Genomic DNA, 12,306 nt, shown 5'->3' on the forward strand with positions numbered 1-12,306 from the left:
GCCGCATATGAATCAGGCGCTGCCGAAGAAGCTCTGGGACAGGCTTGGACTGGTCTCGATACTGGATACGATCAATCGGCTTAACCGCATGGCCTGAACCGCCGTGTACGGAACCGTACGCACGGTGGTGTGGGAGGACGGCGGCCGTGAGGCCGCCTCCTACCCGATGTGCGCCATGCACCATAAAAAAAACCCCGCCTAGGCGGGGGCACTGTAGCTGCTGCAACTCAGTCGTCTGCAGCATATGGTACGAAGCCAGCGTGGTTGTGCAGGAAAGGGTCGGCGTCATCTTCGAACAGTGCTGACGACGAGTCGTGGCGACTCGACTCATCATCGTACGGAGCGCTATTCCCATTGTTACGGTCTTGGAACATGCCAACCACCGACTTCAGGAAGAGGCCAATCGACAGTAGCATGAGCCCGAACATCATCAGGGTTTCATTGCCGGCCGCGGTCACCAGAGCACACCCAGCTAGAACCACTGGAACTCCGATAAAAAATGCGCGGACAGGCTCCTTGAAGTGGGTCAGGTTGAGAGCCAACGAGATGAATCCGACCAGGCCGGCAGCATAGCTGATCACCATCTCGCGGGTGTTCATGTCATCGTCGACGAAACATACCCCCAAGAACGCCATGAAGATCACCACTGCATGGCGGATGAACCAGAAGCCACCGCTGGAAATGGTCTCCTCAATCTCCCACATGCGCATGAGCGGCTGGCGGAGACGGGGAACTCGGACCAGGTCAGTCAGCGCGTCAACCAGGTTGACCATGTTTCGCGCCACCTGTTTCGACGGCGAAGCATCCAGCAGATCCTGGATCATTTGTACGCAGCGCTTGAAGTCGTCAGAAACATCGTCGATGGCCATGATGTTCAGCTCGGTCAGGATCAGGTCGCCGGCGTAGAAGCCAAGGTACTTACCGATCAATGCTTCTGCTCGAGCAGCTTCAGCTTGGATGATTCGTTTGGTGTCCATGGGTTATCCCCCTTTATCTGTTGAGTACAGATTAACCCGCCTCTCAAAACTGCAACCCCCCCTACCCTACTGGTATCCGCTAACTGTCGATCGACGGCGAGTAAGTCGATCGCTCAAGGGCCTCAGCATTCACTTCTACAACAGTTGGCGCCTTTGCTGGCTTTCTGCGTTTCTTCGGGGGCACGTAAATGTCGAGTCGGCGGACTGCCTCGTCTCGCGTCTTCTTGTCCGCCCTGGGCGAGGTACGCTCGGCTCTGCTGAAGCTCTGCAACTCAACCACCTCGAGATCCACCGGGCCAGCTACGACAAACACCGGCAGGTTTGCATGAATCATCGCATCGTACCGCGAGTTTCCAGAAAACCAGAGCATGGCGCGAGGATGTGGAGCCACCTTCTTGTATTGCACCAGGTGCTCGCCGGCGTCCATGTTCACAAGCGATCGCAACTCTTGCCACTCAGGTGTGGTGTCGATGGCCACCCGCTCTCGATCGGCGCGAAGCTGCGCCTCGGCCTCGAGCTTCTCTCGTAGCTGGCCGACGGGGATTCGGGTTGTCCCAGGCGTGTGGCCGGCCCAAGTGAACGTCAGCAGACGCGGGGGCATTTCGAAGGAATGGATCTTGCGCAGCAGCTGATTGGTGTTGAAGTTCGCCCCCAGCGCTCGCCGCATAATCCGCGGCCGCGCGTCCTTGATCATGTTCAATTCCAGGCGCGTAACCTCGATCGCTCCATCGAGTGCTTCCTTCAGCGCGTTGATTGCCCTCACCTGCTCCAGCACCGACTCTTCAAGAACGAAGTAGCCAGGCAGTCGAATGACAGTACCTGGTGCCTGGCCCAGGTCGAGCTCGAACGCCAGCAACGCCTCTACGGCTGCCTGTACGGCGTTATCACCCTCTAACCGCGTCACCGGTATCAGATCCGGCGTTTTCTGCTCCGTAAGCAGCGGCAGGCGCCATACGACCCCACTGATCACTAGAGATGGCCATCGTTCGTTGAAAGCGATGATTGCTTGGCGCATTTCGGCGTAAGCCGCCTGGATTCGTTCGTGCATAGCCGTGTCCTCGGTTCACAAACTCCACCTCTATAATACCACCCCTGTAGCACGTGTGTATGTAACCGCAACCCTCCCTCCCTGCACACCCACCCTATTCCGCCCGCCTTTACATCTTTCCTTCTTTTTTCCTTCCTTTTTCCTCCCTCTTACCTTCAATCGCGCAAGCGCGGGCCGGTCAAGGAGGGGCCAGGTCTAGGGTGTAAGAGGTCCCGCACAGTGCCGCCGGCGGGCACGGTCCAGGCTTTTTGGGGAGGTACAGGTCGGCGTAGGAGGTGGGAGGTGGGAGGGGCGCCGATCACGGGATAGACGTGCTACAGGGGTGGTATTATGCGGCCCCTTCTCCCCCAATCTGCGGGCTCTCCCGTCTTTACGCTGTCGATCGTTAGTCGATGAATTGTCCATGCGGCCGTCGTCGAGACGGACATCGACTAATGATCGACAAATGCCCTACAAGGTTTTCGCGTGATTTCGCATGCACGGCCTCTCACCGGCAGGTCCAGATAGAGCCAGGCCCGGCAGAAAGGGAGTCGCCGCTTAAGAAGGAACTCGCCCCGCTGACCGACTGCAGATCCAGTGGGCACCAGGGCAAGCAAATGAGAGGGCTGAGATTAGCCGGTGAAGTGCTGCGCGAGCGTTTTCTTCCAGTGCGCAACTCGATTGTCGTACTTCCTCATGGCATCAAATCGCTCAGCTGAAGGCCCGCGCGGCATCTCGTGCCAAAGCCCCCGCAACTCAGCTTCTGCCTTGATGAGAATTTCATCCTCAAGAACCGATCGGCACGCTTCCTCGAGACCCTCTGTCACCAGGTAAGCCGGCCAGGCGAAGCGAGTCAGCGAATCCATGTCCGGAATGATTCCGCGGAAACCTTCATCACTATCAGGTAGCTCATCGAGATCGTCCAACAAGAACAACCTCAAGGCTGGCACCTTGAAAAGCGCGGCGACGAGATCGTTTCTGAATGCATTGAGATCGCCGTTGGCATAGGCGCAGAAGGACTTCACCAGCAGCGCCTCTCCACCGTCTTCATCTCTGAAGCGGGCACACTCACTCAAAGCGTCATCACTCCAGCCCATCTGCAGAAGCAGCAACGGAAGCAAGTACCGAATCCCCAAGTTGTCGCTGGGGTTTAGCCTCAACATTTTCTTGGCGACCTTGATTGCGCGATTCAGATCGCCAACGGTCGAGCCATCCCGGTTGAGGATGTCGAGCACCAAATACTGCAGGCGGTGATAGAACCGGTTGCTTTGCCAGGCCCACAAGATCTTTTTGCGGAACCCCTTTGGAACCAGTGCATTGGCCAAACCCAGGTACTTTTCCGCGATCGTCAGTGCTGAAGGATCACCTACCTCGTCAAGCAATGACGCCAGCATCAGTCCCCCTTCGAAAAACTGGGGCTGCTGCTTCAGTGCATTCTGGAGCCAGGCAAGAATGCTCACCCTCTCCTGATCGCTGACTACTTCGAAATCAGAATGTAGCTCGTACATCTGTTCGATCAACTCATCGCAAGCGTCGCTGGTCACAAACCGCGAATCATTCGGGTCATGGCTGTCAACGACGAATCGATACAGCGGCGACTTTGTCTGTAGGGGAGATCGAGTGAGTACCTCCTCCCAAGTGAGTGCACCGCAGAGCTTTGCAGTTACTCCGTCCAGGACTAACTGTTCAGTCTGACCGCTCGCTTCAGCCAGGTTGCTGGCAAAACTCTGCATCGCCGCGGCCTGCTCGAGCCCTAAGGGCAAGCAAGGCTTCGCCTTGATGGTGAGCACGAGTGCTGTCTGGAGTTTGAGGATCCACTGATCATTGGCGCCTTCGGAGCCGAAGCTGTTGGCCATATTCAGATGGTTGTGCAGCTCGTGCCAGGTGCTGAAAGAAAGGGATTCAGCAAGCGCTTCGAGTGCTTTGGTTTGTTGGATACCCGCAACCTTCTTCAGGTTTCGAGCGCAGAACTTGATCCGGTCCAGCAGCTCTTCGATGAAGACTGATGGGGAGCTCTTGATCCAAGCGAATGTGTAGTCGACGTCGAGCTCGAGGGCGCGGCGGTCAAAACTGTTCAACCCAGGGAAATGGGTGTTCATGACAATCTCCCACAGAACGACTGATGAACGGCCCGCTCGCTCTGCGTTCGCAGAGAGTTGTCAGCTGGAGTGTGCTTGACGTTTTGAAGCTAGTCGCTGTGGTGGCTTTTCCTTGCGGGCGGATGGCGTGCGACTGTCACCGCCGATGAATTTATCACTGCCCTCCTCTGCCCTCAACCTCCTTCACTCCCCATCGCCGCCCGGTACGTGATCGCCTTCATTTCGGGCAGGACCCTGTTCGCCTTCACGACTCTGCCCGGCAGAACTGGCCAAGCATAGTGCGTAATCCATAATTGCATAATAAGAATAATAATAATATTATTCTTATGGTAATCCTTCCCGGAGCATGTCATGGAACCGATCAACGTCAATCCTGAAGTACGCGCTCGAATCGTTAGCGCCATCGAAGAGCTTTACGACCAGCTCGGCCGCAGCGATCAGTTCCCAACGCAGGCTGAGGTTCGAGCGAAAGCCAAGGCGGACATGAACATCTGCTCCATCGTTTACCGGGAGTGGAAGCGCCAACAAACGGCTAGGCCGGTACTAGTCACGGTGGAGGTTCCTGAGCCGGTAAACCAAGCTCACCTTGAGGCGGTAGGGATTGTCTGGGCGGCAGCTCAGGAGCAAGCCAATGCTCACTTGCGAGATGCGGAGGCCAAGTGGGAGTTGGAAAGGTCTGATAACGAGACGATGCGGCGTGAACTGGCTGAAGCCTATGAAGGAGCGGTTGCTGCTGCTGACGAGGCTCGTGAAGCGCTGGCTGTGGTGCAACGCGAAAAAGAGCAGCTTGCCCAGCAGAACCAGTCTCTCCTGCAGCAGCTAACCGAAGCACGGGAAAATCTTGTCCAGCAGTCGACCAGAGCTGAAGAGAACGAGCGTCGGGCAAATGATCTGAAAGAAGAGCTTGGGTTAGCCCACATCGAGACATCCAATGTTCGGCAGGAGCTCTCCCAGGCTCGAGTTGCCCATGCTTCGGAAATGGAGCAACAGAAGTCCGCAGCGGCCTCCCAGCTCGAGCTTTTGAGTGAGAACCTGGCAACGGCTAAAGCACGCCTGGATTCGGCCAATGAACAGTCTGAACAACGCCAAACGGCCCTTTCTGATGCTCAGGCGAAACTAGCCCAGGCGCTTGCCCAGGCTGAGGCGGCAGCTGGAGAGCTGCAGCGTGTGAGAGGCGCTCTCGAAACTAAGCAGCAGCAGGCGGAAGATCTTCAACATCAAGTGGCTACTGTCAGCGCTCAACTTGCTGAGCTACAGCGCTCGCATGCGTCCTTGAAAGATGAGGCAACCCAGTCTCGGCACCATGCCGAAGAGAGTTCGCGTGAAGCAGCTAAGGTCTCCGGCGTTCTGCAGGAAGTCCAGCGCCAGAACGCTGATTTGATGGAGCGCCTTACCACTGGCAAGGGTAAGCCTACGAAGAAGGGTGACGAGTGAATTGGGGGATGGCCACAACGGTCCTAGCCCCCTCTCCTCCAGATGTCATCGATCGGGATGTGAGGCCTGATCCGCGGATTTGCTGCGAGGATTGGTAGCGCATCATTGGCTATAGGGCGGGGATTCAAAGCATGAGTCCCTGGTTCAGGTCACGCAACGAAGTATCTTCGTTGAGGGAGAAGTGATGGTTGAACAAGGCGAGAAGCCCCTGGGTTTTCACGTATACGGATCCAATGGGGCGCTAAAATTCGAACTGGGTAGCAGTGAGGCTCAGGCGCCTGTGTTATCCGTAGATGGCTGTAACAAGGCAGGTACAGGATTCGATTGGGGTAACAAGATAATCCTTCAGCTGTCAGATCGTGAGGTGCCTGGGCTCTTGTGTTGCGTTCTTGGGCTGACTGTTGAGTTTGAAGCTCGAAACCATGGTGCTAAGCGTAACAAGTCGATCCACCTGGTCAATCAACCCGCTCATCGTCGGATTTACGTGAAGCTGTCCCAACCAGAGTACGCAGTGAAGGTGCCCATGACGCCTGATGCTGTATTCAAGCTTGGGGCTCTTGGGCTGCAGGTGCTTTCAGCTCAGACAGGCTTTGATGCAGCAACGTGTTTGGCTATTCTTCGAGGTACTGCAGGTCGTCTATACTCCTAGCATTCCACCTCTCCCCCGCTGAAGGCTTTTGCTTTTAGCCCCTCAAGAAATTCCTCAAATCCCTTAACCGGTTAGAAGCAGGTTAAATACTGGTTAAAAGCAGGTTAAGGGCTGTAGATAACTCTCTGAAGGCCTTGATTTATAAGGGTTTCAGCTGTTTTCTAATTACCTCACTAAGAGGTAAATTTACCTTACCGTGAGGTATTCCTACCTCACCATGAGGTAATGTGTCCTCATTATGAGGTATTAGCGTACTTTTTTCGCTTTGATTGCTAGGAACCTGCCGCAAAGCCTTGATTCATAAGGGTTTAGGTCTGCCAGAGTGATTACCTCAAGATGAGGTAAATCGACCTTACTTTGAGGTAATTCTCCTGATCTTGAGGTAAGTATTAGTCTAAGGCACTGATTTATAAGGGAATTATGATTTCACTTCATCTCGAATCTAGCCGTCCTGACTTTGAAGTAAGGCTCCAAAGCCCCTTTCCCTGACTATGGGGTAAAAAGTTCTAGATCATACGGATCTCGGTGCCTCAGTTTACGTCGATTGGTACCCAACCAAGGTCCACGGTACATCAGCCCTCCAGAAGCTTTTACGCTTCTATTAGCCCCCTTGGCCGGGCCGGTTTGGGGGCCTTTCCCTAGAAACCCATTTTTTACCTCATAGTTAGGTCGTTCTCTCCTTCGGGCGCCCTACCCTGTTACCTCATGGTCAGGTGGCTTCTTACCTCAAAATCAGTTTTCTACTGACGAAAAAAAACCCCGCGTTTGCGGGGTTTCTATTGGGCTTGTCACTCCTGGGTGATTGCCGCGAAGCGATTCCGCTCGACTTCTACCTTTCCGGTCTTATCCATTCGCCAATCTTTCAGGAACCCTGAGAGCTTCAGCTCGTCCATCGCACCCTTGATGAGCTGTTTAGCCTTCCCATCACTTGAGCAGCGTGAGCCAGCGTTCTTGAGTAGCGTCTTGTAGTGAACCGGATATGGGTCCTTGTGGCTGGCGTAGAAGCCATGAAGCCATTTGGCCAGGTTCCCACTCAAGTTCATCCTTTGCTCTTTCTCGATTCGCGTTGAGTAGACACCGCCGCCGAATAGAATGGCGATCTCTGGCTCGAGCTCGACGTACCACATGTCGTCTTTTGGAGTGCCTTGCTCATCTGAATCGTCCGAATACTCAAATTTACGAATCAGAGATAGCGACACCCCTCGTTCCAGCCTATCGGAATGGAGCACAACAGCTGTCGCTTTCAACCTGGTTAGGTTCATCTTCAGCCGCTCTGTATGCTTCGTCCCATATGGGTAACGAAGCTCTTTCTTCATATCGTGAGGGTTGAAGTAGATGGGTTGATCGAGGTCCTGATCACGCGCGGCATGAAGGATCTCAAGCCATACGTCCAGATCGTCCTGTCTCAGTTCCTCTCCGTTATAAAGGACCCGACAGTTCCCGTAAGCGGCTATTTCGCCATTTTTGATGTGCTCGCGGGGGCGGTTCTTGTTTCCGGCAGAAAAAAGTGCGCTTCGAAGTAGCTCGTTTGGAGCCTCGCGAATCTCCTCAGCCCAGCCTTTGAGCTTCCTGGATTGCTTCTCGAGAATATCGTGGGTGCGCTGTTCAATCCTCGAGAGAGCACTCCCTTTCCTCTGCCCTCCCCCGCTGGATGAGCGTCGGCCAGCAGGATTCGCAGGCTCAAGATCGAGTCCCTGCTGCTGACCAGCATCCTTATTTTCGTTTTTCACTGGAGGGCTCCTATTCGTTCAGGAGATCTGAAATAAAGGACTCAAGTCTAGCCAGTTTCTCCTCGTTGAAAGCTGAATGATTCAGCTTCAGTTGAGTGTGGTTAGCTTTTTTAGTGATCTCCCCAGCCTTTGCTCCCTGGAACTTGAGTTCGGTTTTGTTTGGAAGCGTTTTGTTGGGATTGAGGAAGGTGAAAATCTGTGAAGCCAGATTTGTTAGTTTTTTGCCGCCGTCAATGGCTTGTTGCACCAGGGTCTTAAGGGCGGTGTCGTATTTGCCCTTCTCTGCGCCCTTCTCGACCTCGCTGTTGATTAACCGTTTAGCTTCATCGGCAGCGTATGCACTAACGAGCTCAGGATAGTCTGCAAGCAAATCATTAACCGCTGGCGGGAAGTAATCGAACGCCATCAAGCGGAAGTACGTACTCTTGGCCATGCCCCAGTGGTCATATCCAAAGTGCTCACCGAAGTCCTTCAAGTGACGCTTGATGCTCAGGTATACCTCAAAGTCAGTCAGGTTTTCCCGACCAAGATTCTCTACGAGTGCTCGTGCGGAGGCCTCTTCGTCTGTGATGACGATGACGAAGGCTTGGATGAAACGTTGCTGGAGTAGCTTGTGAGCTCGTAGACGGCGTTCGCCGGATACCAGCTGGTACCGATTGTTTACGGCGCGAACCTCGATAGGCTGCAAGAGTCCTTGTGCATCGATGAGCTCGGCCAACTCCTTCAATTTCTTTTCATTGAAGGTTCTGCGAGGCTGCCAGGGGCTGGGATCAATCAGCTCTACAGGTATGCTCTTGGCAAGCTTGCTGTCTGTATCGTTGTTGATACCGCTACTTTCATTGCCTTCCCGATGAGCTGCTGCACCTTTCGAAAGGGACCCAATCAGCGGGTTCGGTCGACGTGGTTTGGCGCCTGCAGTTGTGCCGGCCGGTTTAGCGCCCTGCTGAGGCTTCTTGGTTTCTGCGGCTTGCTGGCTCATTTGGCGCCCTCCCCTGCCTTCAGGCCCTGGCCTGCAGTTACTTCTGCAATGTAGTCAGCCAACTCCTGGTATTGCTTTGAAACTTTGTTATTACGTTCAGCCATGCGAACTGACACCTTCTGTGCAATCGACTGATTGACCTTGGTGGTTGTAGATATTTTCACTGGAATGAGCTTTCCAAAGAGTTCTATGGCATCAGCTTCGTTCTCGCGGCACAGCACATGCCGCTCGTCATGCTTGATTAGGAGAGCTCCCAGGAAGTTGAGGGATTCGTTTACAAGCATCACTTTTTCGACACGGCGCTTGAGGTCGTCAAGGCCATTAATTGCATAAGGTGCACCCGACTCAACTGGGACGATGTAGTGCGTTGCAGCAGCAATGGCGTTTTGAGTAAGAAGCTTCAGCGACGGCGGGCAGTCGATGATGATGTAGTCGTACGCCCCTATGAGAGGCTTCAGCCGCTCCTTGAGCACCTCGACTGGCCGCGGGTATTCGTTTTTGATGACTTCATCGACGTTCTCCAGGGAGATGGAGCCATAGATGAGGTGCACTCCATCAATGGTTGTGTCCTCGTAAATGAACGATCGAATTTCAGTTTTGTGGTTACTCAACAGCTCGCAAGCGTTGTAAACGACACGTGCAGGGTGCGTTTTGCCGATATGTTGAGAGGCGTTTGTCTGAGGATCGAGATCCACGACAAGTACCCAATTCCCACGCTGAGCCAGGCAGTCAGCCAAGTTCACAGCCGTCGTCGTTTTCCCCACACCACCCTTGTGATTGGCGATGGCGAGAATTCGAGTCTCAGTCTGGGACTCCTCAGCTCCGTGTATCACCTCGGCGATGGCGTCAACGAGTGGATCGGCAGGATGTTTTGGCGAGTCGATCTGAGCAGCTGCTGCTTGTTTCGACATAAATCACTCCATTGAGCATAAAAATACAGGGCGTTTTGCTTTGTATCGTCTAAGCCATTATGGCGATTTTTATCAGCATGTCACGCCGATCTGTTCCTTTATTGGTATCAAACTGGTTGAGCATCGAGATCCTTTCTTGGATGTCAGGCTTGATTTTGAATGGCATTGTCCTGTTACTTGTGTGCCAGGTGGTGCTGGATGTGATTTCCCATGCAGCCTGAGGCGTAGAGCGTTAGGGAAGCCTCTACTATCTCGTTCACAATCTACCAGTCCCAGACTGGGACAGCCTGAACCTTCCATTCCCTCTTTACGGCTGCAATAGCCAGTCCCAGTCTGGGACGCTTTGTTTGAAGCCCTATTGCAGTCCATATGGCAGTTGGTGGCCCACGTCAGGGCTGATTTATGCAGCCTGAGCTTCACCGGCCATTCTTGCTTCTGTTGATGGTTCTGCGGCTACTAATGCCTTTGTCCCAGACTGGGACAGCGATTGGCGCTAGAGACATCTAATAAGGCGGTGGGGAGTCGGTCCCAGTCTGGGACTGTCTTCTTTTCTGTTTGTGTAGCTGAGCGTTTCTGGGGGTTCGGATCCAGGCTGAAGAGAAGGCTGTTACTTCAAGAGTAGTCCCAGACTGGGACAAGCTACACGTAAGAGGAATGCATTCCCCCCGGTCTTGAGCGGCATGCCTAGGTAGTCGATCCCATAGCCGGTCCCAGTCTGGGGATGGCTTGTTTGAGCGCCAATACCAGTTCCAAGGCAGTGACGTCCTAGGCTGGGACAGCCTTATTGACAGTTTAGGCGGCTGAGCGGCTCTCCGGAATCTGGCCCAGGCTGAAGAGAGAGTTGCCACTTCAAGAGCAGTCCCAGACTGGGACAATCCGCACGTAAGAGGTATGCATTCCCACCGGCCTTGTGCGGCATCCTTCGGAATGCGATCCATGGTCAGTCCCAGTCTGGGACTGGTTTGTTTGAACACCAATGCCAGTTCCTAAGGAAGTGGCGTCCCAGGCTGAGGCTGCCTTTTAACATTTGGAGTGGCTGAGTGTTCCTGTTGATTTTGATCCAGCTGAAGAATGTGATGCTACTTAAAGCGCAGTCCCAGACTGGGACAGGCCACATGTTAGAGAAGTGCCATCTCCCGGCCTTGGGCGGCTTGGCTCGGAAGGCAATCCATTGCCAGACCCAGTTTGAAACTGATTTGTTTTAACCGATGCCAGTTCAATGGCGGTTATCGTTTCCAGGCGGGCCTGCATTTATACAGGCTGAGTGGCTGTGATTACCTGGAGCGGGTTAATCAAAGGCGGAAGAATCGTCTGACACTAAATGTTAAGTCCCAGAAACTGGCCACCTAATACTTCAGCGCTTTGTCTTAATCGCATGCCATCAGCCCCATCCTTGGATGGGCAGTTGTATGAGCAAGCCTTGTCCCAGTCTGGGACTGCCAAATTCACCATGCCTTGCTTTCCCGCGCTGGCCATCATCACTCTGGAACTGGCTACTTGGAGTTAATGATGGGCGTGGATCAAGAGTCTACGGCTGGAACGGAAATTACCCTGTATCGGGATCGCGGCTAACATCCAAGAACTCTCGGCCCCGGACTGGGGATCACCTCCATGTCAATTCGGCCTGCAATAGACGGAGTGGGGTTCATTCATGCCGGTGACTGTGAATTGGAGGGAGCACCCTGGTGCGACTTCCCTTTGTTTTGGAATTGCGAGAGAACCATGCTTGTCGAGTTAACCAACGTCCGGAGCTGCTTAAATCTGCGTTTTGCTCAGGTAAGAATCCCTTGCGTGAGAACTAAAAATTAAGACAAAGGTTAGTACCAACACAGACCCAGCCTGGGGCGCCGGCTCCCTCACTTATGGACTGACCCTGGACCTGGTAGTGAAGGGAGCAACCGTAACAATGAGATGTTCAGGAGGGAGCGGGTAATTTAAGAAGAAGGACAAGCGCCTGTCCCAGTCTGGGATAAAGTCATGTTGTCCTAAAAATCATACACCTCGATTTACTGCTGGGGGGGGCTAGTCCCAGTCTGGGACTGGGAGCTACTACCTCATGGTGAGGTAGAAGGGTGTAGAGGCTGATTTACCGAAACATTAGATGGTGAATGCAATACCGCAGCCCTGGAGGGTCTGGCCAGACTGATTGGGGAATATTACCTCATAGTCAGGTCGCGCCGCGTTGTAGCCATCCAACGCTTTTACAAAAGATCGACTAACAGTCGACTAAGCATCGACTAATCGGGGTAGGCAATCCTAAAAAGGGGGGGGGTCGGCCTGACGGCGTTCAAGCCATCCAAAACATCGACAAATGATCGACAAAAGACTGACTAACACTCGACAGCAGGGCGGGGGAGTACTGATGGTTTCTATGGACAATAAAATACCCGCCGTAGCGGGTAGTTTTTGTGGTGCGCCAGGCATGGCGCGTAGCGCCGTGACTGGCGCTGTCGGGTTCACCGTGGTGGCGAACCTGGCGACTCGGAGGTGAAAGTCCTCT

Annotated in this window: 8 protein-coding genes and 1 pseudogene; 2 read left to right on the forward strand and 7 right to left on the reverse strand. The window is 53.9% G+C overall.

Annotated features, from left to right (window positions below; all coding sequences use genetic code 11):
- Positions 1 to 97 (forward strand): annotated as a pseudogene (locus A9513_RS36420) (maturase); the annotation flags it as partial.
- Between the two features lie 130 nt (positions 98 to 227).
- Here A9513_RS36420 and A9513_RS06880 read toward each other — a convergent pair.
- The 3 genes from A9513_RS06880 to A9513_RS06890 all read right to left on the reverse strand — a co-directional run bounded on the left by A9513_RS06880 (position 228) and on the right by A9513_RS06890 (position 4,103).
- Positions 228 to 977 carry a hypothetical protein gene (locus A9513_RS06880; protein ID WP_065327374.1) on the reverse strand — a complete coding sequence of 250 codons (750 nt, stop codon included), beginning with the start codon at positions 975 to 977 and terminating at the stop codon, positions 228 to 230.
- Between the two features lie 79 nt (positions 978 to 1,056).
- Positions 1,057 to 2,025 (reverse strand): DNA replication terminus site-binding protein, encoded by a 969-nt coding sequence (locus A9513_RS06885; RefSeq protein ID WP_065327375.1) that lies wholly within the window; start codon positions 2,023 to 2,025, stop codon positions 1,057 to 1,059.
- A gap of 611 nt (positions 2,026 to 2,636) precedes the next feature.
- Positions 2,637 to 4,103: a hypothetical protein gene (locus A9513_RS06890; protein ID WP_065327376.1), complete on the reverse strand. Its 1,467-nt coding sequence runs from the start codon at positions 4,101 to 4,103 to the stop codon at positions 2,637 to 2,639.
- Positions 4,104 to 4,454: 351 nt separating this feature from the next.
- Here A9513_RS06890 and A9513_RS06900 point away from each other — a divergent pair, with 351 nt between their 5' ends.
- Entirely contained in the window at positions 4,455 to 5,537 is a 1,083-nt protein-coding gene (locus tag A9513_RS06900) for a DNA-binding protein (protein ID WP_065327378.1), read from the forward strand.
- Between the two features lie 1,437 nt (positions 5,538 to 6,974).
- On the opposite strand, the gene trfA is transcribed toward A9513_RS06900, so the two are convergent.
- The 4 genes from trfA to A9513_RS36285 all read right to left on the reverse strand — a co-directional run.
- Complete coding sequence (gene trfA, locus A9513_RS06905; RefSeq protein WP_065327379.1) at positions 6,975 to 7,916, reverse strand: plasmid replication initiator TrfA; 942 nt, start codon at positions 7,914 to 7,916, stop codon at positions 6,975 to 6,977.
- A gap of 10 nt (positions 7,917 to 7,926) precedes the next feature.
- Positions 7,927 to 8,895 (reverse strand): ParB/RepB/Spo0J family partition protein, encoded by a 969-nt coding sequence (locus A9513_RS06910; protein ID WP_083196041.1) that lies wholly within the window; start codon positions 8,893 to 8,895, stop codon positions 7,927 to 7,929.
- Entirely contained in the window at positions 8,892 to 9,806 is a 915-nt protein-coding gene (locus A9513_RS06915; RefSeq protein ID WP_083196042.1) for a ParA family protein, read from the reverse strand. Before A9513_RS06915 ends, A9513_RS06910 begins: the two co-directional genes overlap by 4 nt.
- Positions 9,807 to 12,093: 2,287 nt before the next feature.
- Positions 12,094 to 12,306 (reverse strand): hypothetical protein (locus A9513_RS36285; protein ID WP_218060698.1); only part of this gene is annotated, 213 nt, incomplete at its 5' end.

It is taken from the genome of Pseudomonas sp. AU12215 (genome assembly GCF_001675465.2).
Lineage (GTDB): Bacteria > Pseudomonadota > Gammaproteobacteria > Pseudomonadales > Pseudomonadaceae > Pseudomonas > Pseudomonas nitroreducens.